Annotated in this window: 24 protein-coding genes; 16 read left to right on the plus strand and 8 right to left on the minus strand. The window is 55.3% G+C overall.

Annotated features, from left to right (window positions below):
- Positions 1–5: 5 nt before the first annotated feature.
- The 8 genes from DFP98_RS01775 to DFP98_RS01810 all read left to right on the plus strand — a co-directional run bounded on the left by DFP98_RS01775 (position 6) and on the right by DFP98_RS01810 (position 11599).
- Entirely contained in the window at positions 6–1172 is a 1167-nt protein-coding gene (locus DFP98_RS01775) for a glucose-1-phosphate adenylyltransferase (protein ID WP_116058830.1), read from the plus strand.
- Positions 1169–2281 carry a glucose-1-phosphate adenylyltransferase subunit GlgD gene (glgD, locus tag DFP98_RS01780; protein WP_181917427.1) on the plus strand — a complete coding sequence of 371 codons (1113 nt, stop codon included), beginning with the start codon at positions 1169–1171 and terminating at the stop codon, positions 2279–2281. The genes DFP98_RS01775 and glgD overlap by 4 nt, the downstream gene beginning before the upstream one ends.
- Before the next feature lie 53 nt (positions 2282–2334).
- Positions 2335–3762, plus strand: coding sequence for a glycogen synthase GlgA (glgA, locus tag DFP98_RS01785; protein ID WP_116058831.1), 1428 nt, complete (start codon positions 2335–2337; stop codon positions 3760–3762).
- Positions 3763–3777: 15 nt separating this feature from the next.
- Positions 3778–5754 (plus strand): glycoside hydrolase family 15 protein, encoded by a 1977-nt coding sequence (locus DFP98_RS01790; RefSeq protein WP_116058832.1) that lies wholly within the window; start codon positions 3778–3780, stop codon positions 5752–5754.
- Between the two features lie 148 nt (positions 5755–5902).
- The gene (locus DFP98_RS01795; RefSeq protein WP_116058833.1) at positions 5903–7534 is read left to right on the plus strand and encodes an AraC family transcriptional regulator; all 1632 of its coding nucleotides are present in this window, start codon (positions 5903–5905) and stop codon (positions 7532–7534) included.
- Positions 7535–7617: 83 nt separating this feature from the next.
- Positions 7618–8616, plus strand: coding sequence for an ABC transporter substrate-binding protein (locus tag DFP98_RS01800; protein WP_181917428.1), 999 nt, complete (start codon positions 7618–7620; stop codon positions 8614–8616).
- A 151-nt stretch (positions 8617–8767) separates the two neighbouring features.
- Positions 8768–10771: an AraC family transcriptional regulator gene (locus DFP98_RS01805; protein WP_147310115.1), complete on the plus strand. Its 2004-nt coding sequence runs from the start codon at positions 8768–8770 to the stop codon at positions 10769–10771.
- Positions 10772–10870: 99 nt separating this feature from the next.
- A complete protein-coding gene (locus tag DFP98_RS01810; protein ID WP_116058836.1) occupies positions 10871–11599 on the plus strand; it encodes a DUF1361 domain-containing protein in 729 nt (242 codons plus the stop codon).
- On the opposite strand, the gene DFP98_RS01815 is transcribed toward DFP98_RS01810, so the two are convergent.
- A complete protein-coding gene (locus DFP98_RS01815) occupies positions 11527–12414 on the minus strand; it encodes a helix-turn-helix domain-containing protein (protein WP_246016370.1) in 888 nt (295 codons plus the stop codon). The genes DFP98_RS01810 and DFP98_RS01815 overlap by 73 nt on opposite strands.
- 119 nt (positions 12415–12533) lie before the next feature.
- Between DFP98_RS01815 and DFP98_RS01820 the strand changes: the two genes are divergently transcribed.
- From DFP98_RS01820 to DFP98_RS01830, 3 genes are all read left to right on the plus strand, one after another.
- Entirely contained in the window at positions 12534–14579 is a 2046-nt protein-coding gene (locus tag DFP98_RS01820) for a beta-galactosidase (protein ID WP_116058837.1), read from the plus strand.
- 213 nt (positions 14580–14792) lie between these two features.
- Positions 14793–15368 (plus strand): zinc-ribbon domain-containing protein, encoded by a 576-nt coding sequence (locus tag DFP98_RS01825; protein ID WP_116058838.1) that lies wholly within the window; start codon positions 14793–14795, stop codon positions 15366–15368.
- A gap of 329 nt (positions 15369–15697) precedes the next feature.
- The gene (locus DFP98_RS01830) at positions 15698–16558 is read left to right on the plus strand and encodes a PucR family transcriptional regulator (RefSeq protein WP_116058839.1); all 861 of its coding nucleotides are present in this window, start codon (positions 15698–15700) and stop codon (positions 16556–16558) included.
- Between the two features lie 314 nt (positions 16559–16872).
- Here the strand turns inward: DFP98_RS01830 and DFP98_RS01835 are convergent, their stop codons facing one another.
- The 6 genes from DFP98_RS01835 to DFP98_RS01860 form a co-directional block, all read right to left on the minus strand.
- On the minus strand, positions 16873–17001 hold the full coding sequence (locus DFP98_RS01835; RefSeq protein WP_116058840.1) for a sporulation protein YjcZ: 129 nt from the start codon (positions 16999–17001) through the stop codon (positions 16873–16875).
- A 108-nt stretch (positions 17002–17109) separates the two neighbouring features.
- The gene (locus DFP98_RS01840; protein WP_116058841.1) at positions 17110–17502 is read right to left on the minus strand and encodes a spore germination protein GerPE; all 393 of its coding nucleotides are present in this window, start codon (positions 17500–17502) and stop codon (positions 17110–17112) included.
- Positions 17492–17707: a spore gernimation protein GerPD gene (locus DFP98_RS01845; protein ID WP_281275118.1), complete on the minus strand. Its 216-nt coding sequence runs from the start codon at positions 17705–17707 to the stop codon at positions 17492–17494. The genes DFP98_RS01840 and DFP98_RS01845 overlap by 11 nt, the downstream gene beginning before the upstream one ends.
- A 6-nt stretch (positions 17708–17713) precedes the next feature.
- Positions 17714–18409: a spore germination protein GerPC gene (gerPC, locus tag DFP98_RS01850; RefSeq protein WP_116058842.1), complete on the minus strand. Its 696-nt coding sequence runs from the start codon at positions 18407–18409 to the stop codon at positions 17714–17716.
- Between the two features lie 16 nt (positions 18410–18425).
- Positions 18426–18632: a spore germination protein GerPB gene (locus tag DFP98_RS01855; RefSeq protein ID WP_116058843.1), complete on the minus strand. Its 207-nt coding sequence runs from the start codon at positions 18630–18632 to the stop codon at positions 18426–18428.
- 1 nt (position 18633) lies between these two features.
- Positions 18634–18870 (minus strand): spore germination protein, encoded by a 237-nt coding sequence (locus DFP98_RS01860; RefSeq protein ID WP_116058844.1) that lies wholly within the window; start codon positions 18868–18870, stop codon positions 18634–18636.
- Between the two features lie 168 nt (positions 18871–19038).
- Here DFP98_RS01860 and DFP98_RS01865 point away from each other — a divergent pair, with 168 nt between their 5' ends.
- Positions 19039–19500: a hypothetical protein gene (locus DFP98_RS01865; protein ID WP_116058845.1), complete on the plus strand. Its 462-nt coding sequence runs from the start codon at positions 19039–19041 to the stop codon at positions 19498–19500.
- Between the two features lie 68 nt (positions 19501–19568).
- A complete protein-coding gene (locus tag DFP98_RS01870) occupies positions 19569–19772 on the plus strand; it encodes a hypothetical protein (RefSeq protein ID WP_116058846.1) in 204 nt (67 codons plus the stop codon).
- 170 nt (positions 19773–19942) lie between these two features.
- On the opposite strand, the gene DFP98_RS01875 is transcribed toward DFP98_RS01870, so the two are convergent.
- Entirely contained in the window at positions 19943–20194 is a 252-nt protein-coding gene (locus DFP98_RS01875; protein WP_116058847.1) for a hypothetical protein, read from the minus strand.
- Positions 20195–20369: 175 nt separating this feature from the next.
- On the opposite strand from DFP98_RS01875, the gene DFP98_RS01880 reads away from it, so the two are divergent.
- Genes DFP98_RS01880 through DFP98_RS01890 form a run of 3 tightly spaced genes read left to right on the plus strand, consistent with a single transcriptional unit; the run spans position 20370 to position 21483 of the window.
- Positions 20370–20813: a Fur family transcriptional regulator gene (locus tag DFP98_RS01880; RefSeq protein WP_116058848.1), complete on the plus strand. Its 444-nt coding sequence runs from the start codon at positions 20370–20372 to the stop codon at positions 20811–20813.
- On the plus strand, positions 20810–21046 hold the full coding sequence (gene yidD / locus DFP98_RS01885; protein ID WP_116058849.1) for a membrane protein insertion efficiency factor YidD: 237 nt from the start codon (positions 20810–20812) through the stop codon (positions 21044–21046). Before DFP98_RS01880 ends, yidD begins: the two co-directional genes overlap by 4 nt.
- Positions 21047–21075: 29 nt before the next feature.
- Positions 21076–21483 (plus strand): membrane lipoprotein lipid attachment site-containing protein, encoded by a 408-nt coding sequence (locus DFP98_RS01890; protein ID WP_116058850.1) that lies wholly within the window; start codon positions 21076–21078, stop codon positions 21481–21483.
- The last annotated feature ends 12 nt before the right edge of the window (positions 21484–21495 follow it).

Consider the following 21495-nt stretch of genomic DNA (forward strand, 5'->3'; position numbering starts at 1 on the left):
TGTGCATGCGCAAAAACGAATGCATCGCCATGCTGCTCGCCGGAGGCGAAGGACGCCGATTGGGCGTTCTCACGAAAGATCTGGCGAAGCCCGCCGTTCCCTTCGGAGGGAAATACCGCATTATCGATTTTACGCTCAGCAACTGCGTGCATTCCGGGATCGAAACGGTCGGCGTGCTGACGCAATACCAGCCTCTCGTGCTGACGCAGCATTTGGGCATCGGCTCTCCTTGGGGGCTCGACCGGCGCGACGGAGGGATGCATGTTCTGCCTCCTTACGTCCGCCAGAAGGGAGGGACCTGGTACAAAGGCACGGCCAACGCCATCTACCAAAACCTCGGGTTCCTTGAAAGCTACGATCCCGAATACGTATTGATCATTTCTGGGGACCACATTTATAAAATGGATTACGATCTGCTGCTAGAGGCCCACAAGAAAAACAACGCGGATGCGACGATTGCCGTCATCAGCGTGCCGTGGGCGGACGCCAGCCGCTTCGGCATCATGAAGGTGAACGAGGAAGGACGCATCGTCGAATTCGCGGAGAAACCGAAAAATCCGACGAGCAACCTGGCGTCGATGGGCGTCTATATGTTCAACTGGTCGGTGCTGAAAGAATCGCTGATTCGCGACGAGGCAAATGCGCAGTCGTCCAACGACTTCGGCAAGGACATTATTCCGACTCTGCTTGCGGAAGACGCGCGGCTGTTCTCCTACACATTCAACGATTATTGGAAGGACGTCGGCACGATCGACAGTTTGTGGGAAGCGAACATGGATTTGCTGGAGGAGCGTCCATCGCTGCAGCTAAACGATCGTTCGTGGCGCATTTTCACCTCGAATCCGAACCAGCCGGCGCAATACGTGTCGCCGTCCGCCAAGGTGCAAAGCTCGCTGATCAACGAAGGCTGCGTCGTCGAAGGCGCGATTAATCGCTCCGTACTGTTTAACGGCGCACGCGTCGGAGAGGGCAGTCTCGTCGAGGATTCGATTCTGATGCCGGGAGCGGTCGTCGGCCGCAATGCCAAAATCATCCGCGCGATCATCGGCGAAGGCGCGATTGTCGGAGACGGCTGCCAGCTCGGCAGTGTCGACGCAGTGGACATCGCGGTTGTAGGAAGCGGAGAGACGATATGCCTGACGGCAGACGACAAGGAGGCTGAAACGGTATGAAGCTGCCAATGATGGGCGTCATCAATTTGATTCACGAAGCGGACGAGATGGAGGCGTTGACGGCCAATCGCTGTCTGGCGTCGGTGCCGTTCGGCGGCAGATACCGGCTCATTGATTTCGCGTTGTCCTCCATGGTCAATTCCGGCATACCTAACGTTGCCGTATTCGCCCACCGGAAGTTTCGTCCGCTGATGGATCACCTCGGCTCCGGGGCGAACTGGGATTTGCATCGCAAGATGAGCGGACTGTTCGTGCTTCCGCCGTCGATGGATGACCAGACCGATTTCGGCAAGGGCGATCTGTATCACTTTTACCGCAATCGCGATTACTTTACCCGTACGCCGCTGGAATACGTCGTCATCTCTCGCAGCCATATGGTGTCCAACGTCGACTTCGCGAAGGTGTTGGACCAGCACCGGGAATCCGGGGCGGATATTACCGTCGTCTGCAAACAGACGCCGGAGGGGACGCCGGGCCTCGCTCGCAAAGCGAAGCTGGACGACACGGGACGAATCGTGGAGATGCAGGATCACTTTGGCCGTTTGGACAGCGACATTGTGTCGATGGAGATGTACGTGCTCAGCAAGGAGCTGCTGCTCGATCTGGTGGAGACCTCGCTGGCTCAAGGACGCGATCATTTCGTCAGACATTCGATTCTAACCAGATTGCACCAACTGAACGTTCGCGCCTATATGCATGAAGGAGTGCTGGGCGTCGTTAACAACATCGCCGCTTATTATCAGCACAGCATGGAGCTGCTGCGGCCGGAGGTGTGGCGGGAGCTGTTCTTCAAGCCGGGCTCGATCTATACGAAAGTCAAGGACGAGCCGCCTACGCATTATCGAGGCGGGGCGGACGTGTCGAATTCGCTCATCGCCAACGGCTGCGACATCGAAGGCGAAGTGACGGGCAGCATTCTGTTCCGCGGGGTTAAAGTCGCTAAGGGAGCGGTCGTTCGCAACAGCATCGTCATGCAGAACGGCATTATCGGAGAGAACGGCGTGCTGGAAAACTGCATACTCGACAAAGAGGTGGAGATCCGTCCGCAGGTGCAGCTTCGAGGCTCGTCGGAAGTGCCGTTTATCGCGTTGAAGCGCAAAGTGATTTAAGCCGTCGGGAGTCAACGGGCATGTCGATCGAAGCAAACAATGGAGGTAGACGAATGAGAGTGATGTTCGCGGCGTCGGAGGCGATGCCGCTCGTCAAAACCGGAGGGCTGGCCGACGTCGTCGGCGCCCTCCCCAAGGCGCTCGCCAAGCTGGGGGCGGAGGTGACGGTCGTTCTGCCCAAGTACGAGACGATTCCGCAAGAGATCGCGGAGGCCGCCAAGACGATCGCCGTCACGGAGGTGCAGCTTGGGTGGCGTAGACAGTATTGCGGCATTCAGGAAGTAGTCGTCGACGGAGTTCGCTTCCTTCTAATCGACAACGAATTTTACTTTAAGCGGGGACAGCTGTACGGCTACGGCGACGAGGCGGAGCGGTTCGTCTTCTTCAGCGTCGCCGTGCTGGAAATGCTGGACAAGCTGGGACGGATGCCCGACATTCTGCACTGCCACGACTGGCAGACTGGGATAATTCCGTTCCTGCTGAAAACAAGATACGCGAATCGTCCGGGATATCGGAACATTCGAACCGTATATACGATTCATAATCTGCAGTATCAGGGCGTGTTTTCCCGCGAGCTGCTGCAGGAGCTGCTGACGACCGGCGACGATTCTTTTACGGAGGACAGCCTGGAGTTTTACGGCGCGGCGAGCTGCATGAAGGGGGGGCTGCGCTTTGCGGACAAGCTGTCTACGGTGAGCTTCACGTACGCCCGGGAGATTCAGTCCGAAGAGTACGGAGAGAAGCTGGACGGCGTCATTCGCCAGCGCTCGCACGACCTCTGGGGCATTCTGAACGGCATCGACACGGAAGTATACAATCCGATGACCGATCCTAATCTGGCGGTCAATTACCGCGACTCGCTCGAGAAGAAGCGCCGGAACAAGCTCGCGCTGCAGCGCGAGCTGGGTTTGCCGGAGGACGCCGGCGTGCCGCTGATCGGGATCGTCTCGCGATTGACGCAGCAGAAGGGCTTCGATCTGATCGCAGAGGCGCTGTCGGAGCTGCTTAAGGAGCGCATCCAGCTCGTCGTCCTCGGCTCGGGAGAGCCGGGCATCGAGGACATGCTGCGCGGCGCGCTGCCCGCCAACCGGGACAAGATGGCGATCTGGTTCGGCTTTAACGAAGGCTTGGCGAGACGGATTTATGCGGCTTCGGACTTGTATCTGATGCCTTCGCGCTTTGAGCCGTGCGGTCTCAGCCAACTGATCGCCTTGCGTTATCGGTCGGTGCCGATCGTGCGCGAGACGGGCGGGCTGAAAGACACGGTTGCGCCGTATAACGAATATACCGGTACGGGAAACGGTTTTACGTTTGGCCCGCCGACGGCGCACGATATGCTGTACACGATTCGCCGCGCGCTGTCGTTCTACGGCGACGCCGAGCATTGGGAACGAATCGTGGCTAACGGCGCCAAGAACGATTACGGATGGGAATCATCTGCTGAACTTTATTGCAAATTATATCGCGAGCTTGTCAGCTAAGAGGGAGAGGATAGCATGGCACGTCATCTGGTCATCGGAAATGGAAAAATGCTCGTTAATCTGGATAATCGCTGCTTCATTCGGGACGTTTATTTTCCGTATGTGGGACAGCTTAATCACGTCGGCGGACACGCCTGCCGGTTTGGCGTATGGTGCGACGGCCTGTTCGCCTGGCTGGACGATCCGGAGTGGAGCATCGAGCTCGGCTACGTCGAAGACTCGCTTGTCACGAACGTCACGGCCCGCCACGAGCGGCTGGGACTGGAGCTGCAGCTTAACGACGGCATACACCAAAGGGAGAGCATTTACTTAAAACGCGTCGTTGTGCGGAATTTGCGGGAGTACGAACGGGATGTCCGGGTGTTTTTCCACCATGACCTGATGATCGACGGCAACGAGGTCGGGGATACCGCCGCGTTTTATCCGAGCAACCGCACCGTTTTTCACTATAAGAGATCGTCGTATTTCATGTTTAACGGGCGTTCGGATCAGGGCGGCATCTACCAGTTTTCCACCGGCATCAAAAGGTTTCACTCCGCAGAGGGAACTTGGAGGGACGCCGAGGACGGAGAGCTGATGGGCAACGCGATCGCGCAGGGATCGGTCGATAGTACGATCAGCTTCCGCACGTCGGTTCCGGTCGGCAGCGAGCGCACGATCTATTATTGGATGTCTGTGGGCGAGAGCATGGAGGAGGTCAAGCGGCTGGATCAATACGTGCAGGACAGCCATCCGGAGAAGCTGCTCAGCCGCATCGTCATCTACTGGAATCAATGGCTGTCGCGGGCCGGCGGCAGCTTTGGCGATTTGCCGACGGCCGTCGTCCGCCAATTCAAGCACAGCCTGCTGATCGTCAAGACGCAGACCGACGAGCGCGGCGCCATCATCGCGGCGAACGACACGGACATCCTGCAATACAACCGCGACCACTACAGCTATATGTGGCCGCGGGACGGGGCGTTGATCGCGGACGCGATGTCGCTAGCGGGTTACCACAGGACGATAGCTCCGTTCTTCCAGTTCTGCGGGCGCAACCTGTCTCCGGAAGGCTATCTTCAGCATAAGTACAACCCGGACGGCACGGTCGGCTCAAGCTGGCACCCTTATGTCGTGAACGGAGTTCCGCGACTGCCGATTCAAGAGGACGAGACGGGACTTGTGCTGTACGCGCTCTGGAAGGATTACGCGCGACACGGTGAGATCGAGCTCGCGCAGTCGTTGTACAGTACGCTGATCCGCAAAGCCTCCGCCTTTCTGTGCGACTACATGGAGCCGGAGCTGGATTTGCCGAAGCCGAGCTACGATCTGTGGGAGGAGCGCTACGGCATCTGGACGTATACGGTTGCTTCGGTATACGGAGGCCTGATGGCGGCCGCTTATTTCGCCGACCTGTTCGGGGACTACGACCGCAGCGATCAATATCGCGAGGTTGCCGAGCGCATCAAGCGCGGCATCGAAGAGCGGCTGTGGGACGAAGAGGCGGGACGGTACGCGCGAGGGCTTGTACAGCAGGACGGCCATTGGGTGAAGGATATGACGGTGGAGAGCAGCCTGTTCGGCCTGTTCGAGTTCGGCGTATTCCCGGCGGACAACGACCGGGTCGCCAAGACGATGCAGGCGATCTCGGAGAAGCTGCGGATCAACACCTCCATCGGCGGTATCGCTCGCTATACGAACGACTACTATTTCCGCCAATCGGACGACATCGAGCGGATTCCGGGAAACCCGTGGATCATCTGTACGCTGTGGGTCGCGAACTTCCAGATCGAGACGGCCCAAGACCCTGCAGCGCTGGGGGAGCCGCGCCGCACGCTGGAGAAGGTCGCGGGCTTCGCGCTCGCTGGCGGCAATCTGCCGGAGCAGCTTCATCCGGAGACGGGCGAGCCGTTGTCGGTCGCTCCGCTCACCTGGTCGCACGCCACCTATGTGGCGACTGTGTGTAAATACGTACGTAAGCTGGAGCAGCTGAACGCGGCCGGTACAGGCGGATAAAACGCAAGCGAAGGAATATGTATTACGAAAAGAAGCCGATCCTTGGTAGAATGGAAGGCGTGAGCCGCCGTTCGCCTTAGGTATCGGTTTTTTCGCGATTCAGTGAGGGGAGGCAGGCTGATCTTATCGAAGCGTCTACGGAGGAACCATGATTCCATTTTTATACGAACTGATCGAAGCAAAGCTTGTGACGGGACATGATTATCCCCTTCGCGCTATTTCGAATTCGCTAGCGCTGCTTATTCCGACCGACGACGTGCAGGTGAAGTTGGGCGATCGAACATACGATCTTCGCTGCAAACAGATGATGATGCTGCGCGATCCCGATTGCGAATTTCGTCTGCTTCCGACGGAGCCGGGGGAGCTTGGAGAGGTGTATGCCCTCGTTTTTAGGTGCTATCGCTTGTCTGCCAAAGATGACGATCAACTGCGTTATTCGGCGGACAGCGAGCACTTGCCCGAACACGGGCGCATTCTCGATTTAACCCGCCATACGACCGACTTGTTGCAAACCGCGCTTCATTCCGCCAATCAAGACGCTCATCATTCGAGCTCCCGCAAAAAGCATGAAGATTTGCGCAGCTTAATGGAGGCGCTGACGGCCAACGATTTGTACGGCGCGGCTTTTCCCCAGCGCGATCGCGCGATCCGCCAAGCGGCGGAGTATATTGAAAGCAACTATGACAAGCCGCTTTCCCGCTCGACGGTCGCCCGGTTGACAGGCTTTAACGAAAGCTATTTCTCATCCCTGTTCCGCAAGGAAACGGGGTGGAGCTTTGGGGACTATGTCAGCCGGGTGCGAATCGACGAAGCGAAGCGTCAATTGCTTAGCTCGTCGGATATCGCGGGAGACATCGCGTTTAAGGTCGGGTTTTCGGACAGCTCGTATTTCGGGAAGGCGTTCAAGAAGTGCGCGGGGATGTCGCCCTCCCGATTCAGGACGCTGCGAGGCGCGACGCGGATAGCGGCCATGCAATTTTACGGGGCCCTGCTGGCGCTGGATATCGTTCCTTTGGCGGGAACGAGAGAGGTGCTTCGCTCCAGTCTCCTGTTGCGCGAACAATTGACGAAGATGACGGTAATGGAAGAGATCGGTCAAATTGAACTGCTGATGGCTCTGAAGCCGGAGCTCATTCTCGTTCCCTCTTACTACTACAACATCCCCGACGTTCTTCATGCGCTGGAAGCCGTTGCGCCCGTCGTTTCTTTTCCATGGGGCAGGCTGAATAAGCTTGAGGAAATAGACGAGCTTGGAAAGCTGCTGGGCAGAGAGGTTCAGGCAAAGCGGTGGATCGATGTCTATCGACGACAAGCGAAAATTGCGAAGGAGAGAGTCAGGGAGCTTCTTTCCGCGAACGAGACAGTCGGTTTATACGAGCTATGGAACGGAAATCAATGGATGCTTCCGCATTGGCCCGTTCGCTCGGCGTACAACGTCTATTCGTCGCTTGGGCTAAGCCCGCAGGCTCGCATCGAGGAAGAGGTGCTGGGGCCGAACGAGCCGAGTCACATTCAAGAAGACGAGCTTGCGGACTATGCCGCCGATCATATGTTTCTCATTGTTCCTTCGGACGAGCCGGAAAGCTATCGGGAGCGGCTTATGCAGCGCGAAATCTGGCGAGAGCTGGTCAACCGCCGCGGCTGCCGTTTATACCTGCTAAGCTTGAACGAATTTTGGCTGGACGACGGCGCAGCGCTGCTAAAACAGCTGGCTATTCTTGTCTCGCTGATAGAAAAAGAGGTCGAAATCCAACGATTTTACCATAAGGATATCCAATAGAAATACATCGACTTTCCTGAAGACCAACCGTTACAATGAAATTCATTCGAGAATGATTATCATTATTAATGGAGGGTCAAGAGTTGAAACATTCTTTGGTATGGAAAACGATGATAGGTTTGATGTTGGTTGCGTTATTCGTCACGGCATGCGGTAATGGCGGGAACGAGGGGAATCGACAAGCGGGCACTGCGACGCCGGTTGCGTCCTCTGCGGCTCCAAGCGAGAGTGCTGAAGCCGAAGCGACTACGAAGAAAGTGGCCGCGCCTCTGGGGGAGATCGAAATTCCGACGCATCCCGTAAAAATTGTGACCGACGGCTATTTGCCGGAATTGCTCGTTCTTGGCGTGAAGCCGGTAGGAGCTACGCAATGGGAACTGGAGAATAAAGTCATTCAGGACCAAATTGCCGGAATCGCCAACACGGGAGAGCGCTCCTTGGAAGCCATATTGGCGTTGGAGCCGGATTTGATTGTCACGTGGGTGTCCGATAAGGCGATTTTGGAGCAATACGAGAAGATCGCCCCGACGCTAGCGATTCCCTACGGTCATTTCTCAAGCATTCACGAGACGTTGAACTTCCTTGGTGACGCCTTGGGCAAGCAGGAGGAAGCGAAGACGTGGTTGGCGGACCTGGATCAGACTGCAGCGGATGCGCGGGCGAAGCTGGAAAAGGTGATCGATCCCGCTGCGACGTTCTCCTTAATGGGCGTGTTCGTAGTTGATAAGGGGTTTTACGTATACGGCGACGGCGGGTACCGCGGCGGCGAAGCGATCTACACTCATTTGCAGCTGACGCCTCCTGCAAAGCAGAAAGAGGAGATGATCGGCAAAGAGGCATACAGACAAATCTCCTACGAGGTGGTCGACGATTACGCCGGCGATTATATTTTCCTGGATCAGGGTCAGATGATATCCGAGGTTTGGGGAAGCGATGAAAAGCTGTGGAAATCGTTGGATGCGGTGAAAAACGATCGCGTATTTCAACTGGACCCCGAGTTGTTCTGGGGGAACGATCCGATTTCCCTCAAGTTGCAAATCAATGAAATCGCCCGAATGCTGCTAGAGAAAGCCGGTTCGTAAAAGAGAAAGGTTCGACGGATGGCGTTAAGCTTGCAAACATGCAGGCTTAACGCCATTTTGGCATTCGCTGCGACAACTCGATCGAATTGCGGGCTTGAAGTGAGAATCATTATCGATTACAATAACCCCAATTCCGAAACGGCAGGGCGAGGTGCAGGCATTGAATTGGGACGAGCAGAGGCTGCTGTGGAGCAGCGCGGCCGTAAATGTATGGGATATTCGTTATAACACGCTGTGGGAAGGGCAGGATTGGCTCTCCTATCGGCTTCCCGCGAACATCTTTTTGTTTGCGGTCAGCGGCAGCGCCTATGTGCAGATCGACGACCGCAAATACTACTTGAAGAAGCACCATCTGCTGCACGCCGGTAAAGGAATGGGGATGGACATTATGCCGGCCAAGCATGAGTTTTCGTTTTATCTCATTTACTATAAGGCGACTCTGCCCGCAGTAGCTGCAGGCTCCGCCGTTAATAGATTGCTTGCGGAATCGCGGGCATTTGACAAAGTCTATCCTATTATTTTGCCAGAGCCCGGTTCTGTGCACAGTCTAATTCGTCGAATGTACGAGGAATGGCGGCAGTCCGGCGTATTGGTGCAAATTCGGATGAAATCGATGCTGTACGAAATGATCTACGAGTTGCTCAGCCAATTGCACCATTCCAAAGACAGAGGAAGTCCTTCGGATCTTGTGGCCTACGCGCTTCGTTATATCCACGAGCATTACGCCGACGCCGTAACGATGGAGCAATTGGCCGAACTGCTCGGCTGCAGCAGCAGCTATATGTACAGACTGTTCAAGGCGGAGATCGGCAAAAGCCCGAACGAAATAATAATCGGAATTCGAATGGAGCACGCCAAGCGTCGTTTGTTGACCACAAAGCTTAATCTGCGGGACATTGCCCTATCCGTAGGCTACTCGGATGTATATTATTTTAGCCGGTTATTCAAAAAACAGTTCGGAGTTTCCCCGCTGCAATTTCGTAGGCGCGAATACGGAACCGACGCTCTCCATCTTAGTCCATCAAATGCGTCAGTATCCTCCATTGTTCCGGCCGGGTCGCTCTCCTATAATCGTAATGTAAATGATAATCATTATCATAATGAGGGAGAGAGACAATTGATTTTAAGCAACCGCCCCAAATCTTCAATGACCGCCTTGGTCATGCTATGTCTATCGCTGCTCGTCAGCGCCTGTCAAACGAACAACAACGCCAATTCGGCGAGCGAAGGCAGCTCCGCGCCAGCGGCGGCCAGCGCTGTCAATTCCGCTTCCGCTACCGCCAGTCAGAGTTCCGAGACATCCTCCGAAACTCGAGTGTACAAGCATAAGCACGGAGAGACGGAAATTCCGACGAATCCGAAGCGCGTCGTCACCGCGTACCATCTTGGACATATGCTGGCTTTGGGGGTGCGCCCGCTCGGCGCCGCGACCTATATTTTGCAATATTCCGAGAAGGCTATGGACACGACGGGCGTCATCGACCTGGGCGCTCCGCTGAATCTGGAGGTCATTGCCGGCTTGGAGCCGGATTTGATCATTCTGATCGAAGCCTATCTGGAGCCAAGCGGAGGGTACGAGAAATTCAGTAAAATCGCGCCGACCGTCGTTCTCGAAGCCAATCAGGACCCGGTGAAGGATATTCGGCTGGTTGGAGATTTGCTGAACAAGAAGGATGAGGCCGAGCAATGGATTAAGCAGTATGAGGATAAAATCGCGCAAACGAAGGAGCGCGTGCTGCAAAAGTTCGGTCCTGACGAAACGTTTACGATTCTGAACGTACGGAGCGAGAAGCTGCAGATGATCTACCGGGATCGCAATATGGGAGGCAATATTATTTATTCCTACTGGGGCTTAAAGCCGCAAGAGAAAGTTCTCACAGACCTCATTAACGGCATTGACGACGAATCGTCCTATCTGAACATTTCCAAAGAAGCGATACCGGACTTTGCAGGCGACCATCTCATTTTGGCTTCCGATGCCAGCGCAGAGGATGCCGTTGGCCAACTGCTGGACAGCGGGCTGTGGAAATCCCTCGACGCCGTTAAAAACAATCATGTCTATCGCATCGACTTCGATCAATTTTTGTTTAACGATCCGATCTTCGCGATGAAGCAGGTGGATCTATTGGCAGACGTGCTAACCCGCAAACAATAGAGCGGTTCTCATCCAAACCTTGAGGGACTTGAATCCTTCAAGGTTTTTTAGTGTAATTATGAAGAAAGCGAATCGAGGGATTCGGCAAGGAGGAGCAAAGTGGAGAAAACGAGAAAAACGAGAGTCGCTCCGGAGATCGTCGAACCGCTGTTTTACGCGTTGGCGGCGACGTCGGTCTTATGCGCGGTGTTAATCGCCATTAGGACGCTGCGTATGGAGGATGTGCAGTACCGGTTTCTGCTGTGGAATTTGTTTCTGGCCTGGCTTCCGTTGATCGTATCGATGACCGCCTTGACGTTCGTTCGCGTCGCCCGGGGAGCGATGCTGGGAGCCGGACTGATCGTGCTCGGCGTCGCCTGGCTGCTCCTGTATCCGAATGCGCCCTACTTGACGACCGATTTTATTCATCTGATCTTCGATACCTACTACATTCGCTACGATAAGGACGGCTTGCTGCTGTGGTACGATCTCGTTTTGTTTTTTCTGTTTTCCTGGTGCGGGCTGTTGCTTGGCTATTTGTCGATGCGGCACTTCCATGAGCTTGTCAATCATTACTTCGGGCTGCTGACGGGATGGATATTCATTCTGACGGTATCCTTCCTGGGCGGCTTCGGCGTCTATCTGGGCAGAATCGTCCGACTGAACAGCTGGGACGTGCTGTTCAGCCCGTTCCGGTTGCTTGAAGGCGTATTAGAGGGGATCAACAGGCAGGCGGTCGGATTTACGCTGTTGTTCGGGACGCTGATTCTGATCGTCTACGTATCGCTATTTCTCGGATGGAGCCGGAGATCCTCCTCATCGTCCGCAACGACAGGAGAAGGGCCGTGAAGCCTGCGATACTGCTCGGGCGTCAGCCCCTCCTTCTGCCTGAAAGTAGCGACAAAATGGCTCGGATCGCGAAAGCCGACCGCCTCGCCGATCCGGCGCACGCTCCAATCGGGGCGGGAGGGCAGCCATTCCTTCGCTTTGCGCAGACGGAGCTGGATGAGGTAGGCGTAAGCGGTCTGGCCGAACGATTGGCGGAACCTCTCATTCAGCTGCCGCTCGCCGATGCCCAATCTCTCCGCCATAGCCGCCAGCCCCAAGTCGGGGTTGGCGTATTCTTTTTCCAGCCACTGCAGCAGGTCCTGCACGCGCTCCAACCGTTGATTCAACGAAGGGAGATGGTTGCTTCTGCCATTTGTTCGCAGCAGCGTCAGAAATCGATACAGCTCCGCAGAGCTCTGCCAGCCCGACGCGTCGACACCCAATTCCGCCAGCCTTAGCATGCTGTCTACTTGTTCCGTGATCGCGTTGTCGTCGCCATCCCATTGGATTTTGCCGGGAAGCGCTCCGATCAGCTCGGAGACAAGTCCGTCGGCCAGCGTTCCCGTGAATGTGACGTAAGACGTTTTCCATAGAGGGCTTTTGGCGGAATAGAAATGGCGTCTCCCCGGCGGCAGCAAAATGCCGGACCGTTCGGGAAGCTTAAAGCTCCGTCCTTCGGCCCGCAGCTCCCCTTCTCCTTCGAGCGTAAGCAGCCAGTGGTAGCAGGGATAACCGCGGGGCCGTTGAATCGGCTCCTGCTCGGGGTTGATGCCGATCGTTTCCATCTGCAGCGGCAGCGCATCCGTCGGTACGGGCGGGACGACTCGTCGTATCACTCTGAGACAACCTCCATATTCTTATATGCCTAAACCATTTTATTATATAGGATAAGGATAAATATTGCTTATATAATTTAATGATAAACGACATTTTACAATATGATGAGGTGCTTTCCATGATCAATGAACGGAAGCCGAAAATATGGTACGGAGGAGATTACAACCCGGATCAATGGGAGAAGCCGGTCTGGGACGAGGATCTGAGAATGTTTAAGCTGGCCGGCATCGACGTTGCGACGCTTAACGTGTTCGCATGGGCGCGCAATCAGCCCGACGAGGATACGTACGAGTTCGGCTGGCTCGACGAGATGATGGACAAGCTGCACGCGGACGGCGTCGGCGTCTGTCTGGCGACGAGCACGGCGGCTCATCCGGCTTGGATGGCCAGAAAATATCCCGACGTGCTAAGAGTCGATTTCGACGGGCGCAAGCGCAAGTTCGGCGGCCGCCACAATTCCTGTCCGAACAGTCCGACCTACCGGAAATACTCGGTGCGGATGGCGGATAAGCTGGCAGAGCGCTACAAGGATCATCCGGGATTGCTAATTTGGCACATTTCCAATGAATACGGCGGATACTGCTACTGCGACAATTGCGCGGCGGCTTTTCGCGAGTGGCTGCGCAAGCGGTACGGGTCGCTGGAGAGAGTCAACCGGGCGTGGAACACGGCTTTCTGGGGTCATCAATTTTACGATTGGGAGGACATTGTTCCGCCAAGCTCGCTCAGCGAGGAATGGCGCGGCCCGAACGGGCGGACGGCGACCAGCTTCCAAGGGATTTCCCTGGATTATTGCCGCTTCCAGTCGGACAGTCTGCTGGAGTGCTATAAGCTGGAATACGACGCAGTCAAAAAGCATACGCCCGACATTCCGGCGACGACGAATTTAATGGGCGCCTTTAAGGAGCTGGATTACCACAAGTGGGCGAAGGAGCTGGACGTTGTCTCGTGGGACAACTATCCGGGCCTCGATACGCCGCACAGCTATACGGCGATGATGCACGACCTGATGCGCGGGCTGAAGGACGGCCAGCCGTTTATGCTAATGGAGCAGACGCCGAGCCAGCAGAACTGGCAGCCTTACAATTCGCTCAAGCGTCCCGGCGTCATGCGGCTGTGGAGCTACCAAGCGGTGGCGCGCGGCGCGGACACGGTCATGTTCTTCCAGCTGCGGCGCTCGATCGGCGCGTGCGAGAAGTATCATGGCGCGGTCATCGAGCACGTCGGCCACGAGCATACACGGGTGTTCAAGGAGTGCGCGGAGCTTGGGCGGGAGCTGTTCGAGCTGGGAGACGCTTTGCTAGACGCGCGCGTGAAGGCGAAGGTGGCGATTCTGTTCGACTGGGACAACTGGTGGGCCGTCGAGCTGTCCAGCGGTCCAACCGTCGCGTTAAAGTATGTCGAAGAGCTGCATAAAGCGTACGACGCGCTGTACAAAGCGAACATTGCGGCCGATGTCGTCTCGTTGGAGGCCGACTTGAGCGGATACGACCTCGTTATCGCACCGGTGCTGTATATGATCAAGCCGGGAATTGCGCAGAAGCTTGAGGAGTATGTGTCGGCCGGAGGGACCTTCGTCACGACATTCTTCAGCGGTATCGTGAACGAGAGCGATCTGGTCACGCTCGGGGGGTATCCGGGAGAGCTGCGCAAGCTGCTGGGCATCTGGGCCGAGGAAATTGACGCGCTGCTGCCGAGCCAGAGCAATACGATCGTCGTCCGAAATCCGGGGGATGGCCTCCAGGCCTCGTATGCTTGCGGAATGCTCTGCGATCTTATTCATTCGGAGGGGGCCGAGGTTGTCGCCGAGTATGGGGAAGATTTCTACGCGGGCATGCCGGCGTTGACAGTCAACCGTTTCGGAAACGGGGAAGCCTGGTATTTGGCTACAAGTCCGGAGGCGGCGTTCCTGCAGGATTGGCTGCCTAAGCTGTGCGCCTCTCGCGGTATCGCGCCGCTTGTCGCCTCCGCTCCGGAGGGCGTCGAGACGACGGTTCGCGAGAAAGACGGAACGAGTTATCTGTTCGTCCTGAACCATAATGCCGAGGCTGTATCGGTAGCCTTGGGAGTACAGTCGGGTGTGGACATGTTGAGCGGACGCAACCTGAGCGAAGCTGCGGAGCTGGCCGGCCGGGATTTATGGATTGTGAAGCTGGACCGATAAACCTGATCGCGGGCTATGGGAGCATGCGCATTTTCTCGCCGTAAGGCGGGGGAGAGCCATGCTTCTTTGTCATTGATCGGCGCGGTTGCGGCATAGGTTTGAATAAGTGCGCGGAACCCTGTAAAATTGTCGAAGTATGAGATAAAATAATGAAATGAGCTACTTCATTACATGGGTTTCAACTTATGCAAGGCATAGGGAGGAGAGATTGGGATGAGCTTTTTCAAAAAAATTACGGATTCGGTCAGCAAAGGGGTTACGACGGCAACGGAGAAGGCGCAGCAGACCGTGGAAATCACCAAGCTGAACAATCAAATTTCCGGCAAGCGCAAGGATATCGATAAATTGTACGCTGCTATCGGCGAAGTTGTATACGACGCTTACTTGGCGAACGATGTGTCCGTTTCCGAGGAGCAAGTTAAGCCGAAGTGCGAGGAGATTTCCGCAATTCGCGAGGAGATCGCTGGGCTAGATGCCAGAATCAAGGAGATTCGCAACGAGAAGGATTGTCCGTCCTGCGGCAAGCGGGTGTCCGATGAAACGAAATTTTGCCCTTCCTGCGGCCACGCTTTTCCTCCGCCGGTCATTGATAAAGAGCCGATCCAGGTCGATCTCCACGTACCGGATGAGTCGGAAACGTCTGTAGAGACGGATGAGCCGAATGCGGCGTTAGAGGGAGACGCTGAGTCGCCGCGTGCAGATCAACGGCAGATTTGCCATAGCTGCGGTACTCCGCTTTACGCGGATAGTCATTTTTGCCCGGCATGCGGGCAGTCGACCCGCGCGTAAATCGCGCAGCGCTTCTTAAGACGGAGGGCGTCCTTAAGTCGTTACAAGACGACTTGGGGGCGCCTTATTTTTATTTCTGGAGCGCTCATCGTTAGGGGAGAGATTGGTCATCAAGTATTTGATGTTAAGTAACGTTACTTTAAATAAGCGGAGATCGCAAAATAATGGACGATTTTAGCTGTGATCATTAGATTTTTAACAATTTTAAGTGAAAATGCTTCTGTTTATGTGTTATTATATATGACATAATAAGATGTTGGGTCTGTTTTTAATGTGAGATAAGTTGTTTGTGTCATCTTAATTGGCATTTTGTTGAGGGAGGCTGGTTCATGACCATCATGCCGTGCAATGAAATGGATATCGGTCGCATGGGAGGGAGAATCGCCGTTCACGGTAGCGGAATTGCTGACACAGCCGATCATGAGGGTAAGGAGACCGATTGGGAACAAAGGGTCGAAGCGTACGAATGCTTCGTTCCGAACGAGTTGGCGTTCGTCGCCGTGCTGGTCGAATTGCCCTCGGATGGCTGTATGGCGTGCTGGATTCGGGAGGTTCGCCGCGTTCTTCGCTCGGAGCAGGAATGCGAGCCCGGAATGCTCGTCTGTACCGTCGGCAAAGATCTAGCCTTCATCCTGCCGGTTGCTCAAGGGCAGCCGACCGAGGCGGAGCGCGAGTCCGCTCTGCTGTCCGAGTTATACCGACTGAAGGAAAAGCTGAAAGATCGGCTCGATACATTCGGGTTAAGGCTCTATGCGGGAAAGGCCGTTTCCCGCCCGGAAAGTCTGCAGGGCAGTTGGGCGCAGGCGAAACATGCGCGACAGGTTGCGAAAGTATGCGGATTGACGGCAGAAGTCGTCGCTTATGATAAGCTAGGCGTTTATTCGCTTCTCTATTTGATTCCTTCGGGAGAAGAGCGGGAGCAATTTATCCGGCGGTATTGGATGCCGCTGCAGTTGGCGGACCGCAAAGGAAGCGGAAGGCTGGCGGAGACGCTGGAAATGTTTTTCCGCTGCAACGGGAACGTTAAGTTGACTTCCGAGAGGTTGCTCGCCCACTATAATACGATTGTCTATCGGTTGGAGAGAGTTCAGGCGATTTTGGGCGTTTCCCTCGATGATCCCGAAGATCGGCTGCAGCTTCAATTAGCGTTAAAGCTAGGCCGGATTTCGCCTGCTTCAGCATCAATGTGAGCGACATGCCCGCTGGGGCGGTCTTGTGAGTCGCTGGCAATTTGGGGCGGTCCTAAAAGTTGATCCAAGGTACAGCGAATGTGCAAAGAAACCGCTCCTTTCTTAGATGGGTTACGACTCCCATTTACTAAAGGGCGGTTTCTTTTGACTTATTCGTAGTCTCGATGAAAAGAGGGGGGGATACCCCCCGCTAAAAACCTTATCGAGTAAATAAATCAAGGCTGCTCATAAGTCACTTATGAGACAGCCCCCTGAGGTAGAGACGATCCGTTTCACGCGAACCTTCTGGAACGAATCTGCTATTCGGCGCTTGATTAAAATCCTGCGCGGAGGATGATGACCAACAGAATGAACAGAACCAGGGCGAATGTAGCCGTTCCGAATTGGCCGCCGTGAGTCGGCCCGCAACCGCAGCCTGCTGCACCTGCTACCGGATAACTCATTGTTAAACCCTCCCGTACTCATAGGTTTGTGATGGCGAATCACAATGTCAGCATATGACGGGGGACATACGGAATCTTGGACGTTTGTACCGTCAGGACGAATATTCTCTATATTTCCGGCTCTTGCCCGGGTTGATTAAAATTCCGAATGTGCTTGATCCGGGAAATTCCTTGAACCGGGCCGCTGCAGCCGACGCGGAGCGTGGAGGAGCTGGATACGCCGAGCGAGTAAATGCAGCCGACGCGAAGGACGGGGAAAGGCGAGTCGCTCGTAAAGCGCACGGGAACTTGGGCTCCCGGAACAAGCTTCGGCAAATAAAAAAGAGGGTACGACTCAAAGAAAAACTCGTCCTTCTGAACGTTCGCGACGGCCCGCTGCACGGCAAGCGCCTGCGAAGTCATATCGGTGTTGTCTCCGTCCCCGAGCTGTACGATTCCCGACGAACTGACGGTGTTCACGAAGAGAGAGAGCAGAACTGTACTTCTGCAGTCATGATTCATTTTCTCCCTCCTCTTCTTCGGGCAGCGGAAGCGGCGCTAACGGCGAGACGATCACCGACTCCGGCGGCGTATCGAAGTAGGAGTACAGCGTAATCGACTCGGTATCGCCGAGCAGCAGCGCCGACGAGCTGGACACTCCGACAAGATTAATGCACCCGACGGATACGGGGCCGTTGGTAACATGAAGAGACAGCGGCGACGACAAGCTCTCTCACCTCCTTGTATCGGATTGCTGAAGCTGCTGTTGCTTGGTCAAGTACGCGGTAAAAGCGCCCTGGACGTCTCGCATCGTTTTCTCTTTGACGGTATCCCGCCATTTTCGTTTCTCTTCTTCCGTTCCAGAAGCCGGGTATGCTTCGGAGCGGACATAATAGTGCACGCGTTCGTCCAACTGCCGCTTAACGTCCGCGACAATTCTCCTACGATGCTCCTCGTTCAGGGGGACTCCAAGCTGTCGCTCCAGCTCGGTCAGGTCGACGTACGCTTCCCTGTCCATGTACGCCGCGACCTCCTGCTGAAGCTGCCGCATCGGTTGAAGCGCCTCGTCGGCGCTTCCTTCCGCGGCCTTCCACCCGACGAAGTTGGGTGTCTCCAGAGATTCGAGGCCGGGGATGCTCTGCGGGGAAATTCCAACGTTCAGCGTTCCTTCCAGACGGTTGACTTTTAATTGGTCGAAATGATACTCGACGTGCAGAGGGGGTTTGCTCTTTATTTCATCCAGTTGTTTCTGCATCGAAGCGATTTGTTCCGACATCTGTTTGAGCGAGAGTTCGGCCTGGTATAAGCGCTGGGCTAAGCTGGAGCAGAAATTCGGAGCCGTTCCCGCCGCCTGCGAAGCATGCGGATAAGGCGCGGGTTGCGTCGATTGATAGACGCCGTCCCATACATTCGGTCGCTGCTGCTGCATCGTCACTGCCCCTCTCTTATGTCGGATTCGGCAAAGGCACCAGCGATAAGGCGTTGAGTTCCTCGCCCAGCTCCGGGGCGGCCTCAGTGAAGCCGCCGGTATTGTAGAGCTGCGAAAGAGCTTGGATGCTCCCCGCGCTTCCGATCTGCAGGACGGAGGAGTTGGTAATGCCATCTATTCGAAGCTGGCCGATCGTTATCGTCTGCTGCACGTTCCAGGTCATGTCAGACAACCCCCGAGTTTCCGACGTTGTTTTCGCTGGAATCTTGCACGTCGGGATCGTTCGTGTTCGTGGCGCTGATGGCGTTATTGGTGCGCGATAAATCTCCTGTCAGAAACGAGCCGGCGCCGGCATAAGTTTTGTTCGTGCTTGAAGGAGAGATTTGAATCGCGTCGCCGAATTGCACGACGCCGCTGCTGCCGATGCTCAGGATTTTGACATTGCCGACGATGCAGGGCATGGGCATAACGCCTCCTTCGCTGTAGGCTCTTAAACAGTGTATGAAGGCAGTAGCCCAGAGGTTCTCCCAAGACGGGCGGGAACGAGCGAGACTTCGCTCTCATATGCTGAAGGAAGGTGTCTGGGCGCTGGCCCGGTTATCGGACTATCGGGCAGGGGGGAGAAGGCGTTGAAATCTTTTTTCGATAGCGGACCGCTTCCGGATTGGCAGGAGCTTAGGAAGTGGCTCGGCAAGGATATCCCTTGGAAGCTGGCGGAAAACTGGGATCGGGCGGGGGACGACGATTGGATGAACAACTATGTCAAGCAGATTTTGCAGAACGCCAAATCCGGTGCGAACGCTCCGGACCGCTCGGCGGTACGGACGGAAATCAAGCAGGACGGGAAATATGTCAGGGTTGCAATTCGGCTGGCGCCGGAGGTTGATCTGCGCGCGTTGCAACTGATGGCGACTTCCGATCGGCTCAAAATCAACGGACTGCCGGGAGACAAGAAACGCGTGATCCGGTTTCCGGGGCTCGTCTACCCGCGCACCGGCAAAGCCGTAATGAAAGCGGATCGTCAGATTCTCATTCGTTTCAAGCGGAGGCCTCCGGAAAAGTCCGAATATGAATTGTTTATCCAGACGTAAAACGTTATAATTCTAAAGGAAGCTAGCATTGGAAGTTTCGGATCAGTTCGTTGCGAGGGGGCAAGGAAGTGGAAATTACAGACGTGTCGGGAGTGTCGCCCGGCTTGTTTATTGCAGGAGTCATTTTCATTACGATGATCGGTTCGTTCTTGAGCATGGGGGTGCTGCGCTTTTTTCAACTGAAAAAGCGTCAGGGAGGCATTTACTTAGGATTGTCTGCGGTTTCTTTCGTGACGATGGTGCTTGTGGTCAATACGTGGTTTTCTTCTTAAACGAGGAAGTACGAGCCGCTCGCGCCGGATGAAAGGCAGGGCGGCTTCTTTGGTATGGGGATTTGTGCGGAACTTTGCGATAATTCCGGGCTGTCCGAGCGACTGTCCGAATAAAGGAGCCCGCCCGACCGCGGAGGCGGCGATCGGGGAGGCCGGCGATCAGGGCAGGTTTAGCGGCGTTTGTTTCTCCAGCTGGACGTAGTGGCGCTGCCTTCGCGGCCGTTACCGCCTTCGAAGTCTCCGCAATATACGTCTTTGACGGATACGCTGGTCTTATGATGATAGCACGGGACGCAGTGATGACGTCTAATGACTTGGATTTGATGAATAACGTCGACATGCTGCGGATGGTAGTAATCTTCGTACACCGTTTGCGGAGGATCGAAGACGGCTTTGCTATTGCATTTCGGATGATCGGACACTTAGATCATTCTCCTTCCTTGGGATGTTGTACATTATACGGCATCCATCGCGCGTTGCCTGTTCAAAGGCCTAAGGGCTCGCCCACATCTTGTGCGGTTTGACGAGAGCCCAGGTTTCCTGCATAGTAAGAGTAGGTGTTCGATTATAAGAAAAAGCTTTGCGGGAGGTGATCTCGTGAGTACGACTGAGCACATTATGCAGAGGATGTCCCGGAACGGACTTCGCATCACCGAACAGCGCAAGACGATGGTCCGGCTGTTCGACGGAGCCTCCGGCTATTTGACGCCTAAAGAAGTGTACGAGCATATGCAGAGGGTATACCCGGGTCTCAGCTTCGATACGGTCTACCGAAATTTGCGGCTGCTGCTGGATATGGACGTTGTGGAACAGGTTGTGTTCGAGGACGGTGTCAAATTCAAGCTGAGCTGCGAGGAGCAGCACCATCATCATCATATGATTTGTTTGCAATGCGAGAAGACGCTTCCGATACGCTTCTGTCCGATGTCGGAGACGGACGTGCCGGGAGACTTCAAGGTCGTCAAGCACAAATTCGAAGTGTTCGGCTATTGCGGCGAATGCCAGGAGGCGGCTTCGGGCGCCGCGCCGGAAGCGCGATGAACGTCGCTCGGCGGGTGCTGCAGGCGCCGATCCATGTGTACCGCAAATTCATCTCTCCGCTAAAGCCTCCGACCTGCCGTTTCCTGCCGACTTGCTCGGCGTATGCGCTGGAGGCGATCGAGGTGCACGGCGCGGCTAAAGGCTCGTATCTCGCCGCCAAACGGATCTGCAAATGTCATCCGTTCCATCCCGGCGGCTTCGACCCCGTGCCGGAACGTAAAGCTGAGAAATAGCTTGCAGAGGCATTCAAGGGGGACAGGCCGTGAAGAAGACAGTGATGGCGCTATGTCTCGTGTTTCTGTTGACCGCGTGCGCTGTCGGCAGCGGGAAGAGCGCCGAAGCGGAGTATATCCGGGAGGATAAGTACGCGGGAGATGAACTGGACATCGTCCGGTTGATCAATCAAAGAATAAAATATTTGCAAGAAGAAAACGAAAGCGAATACATGAAGCTGTTTTATACCGACAGTCCGATCAACGGAATGTCGAAGTTTAAGCTGAAGGCCGTCAGGCTGACTGAGGACATTAGCATTCAGCAGCAAAAGCAAGCGGTTGTTGCTTTGGCGCGGGCTGAAGATGTCGTATCGACGGGAGAGACATTCAACAGCCAATACGTTTTTATTAAGTCGAAACGTACCCATGACGAATGGAAGATCCTCGATATTGACTAACTAGAGGACGAC

Origin of the sequence: Cohnella phaseoli (genome assembly GCF_003386235.1) — a bacterium.
GTDB classification, from domain to species: Bacteria; Bacillota; Bacilli; order Paenibacillales; family Paenibacillaceae; genus Cohnella; species Cohnella phaseoli.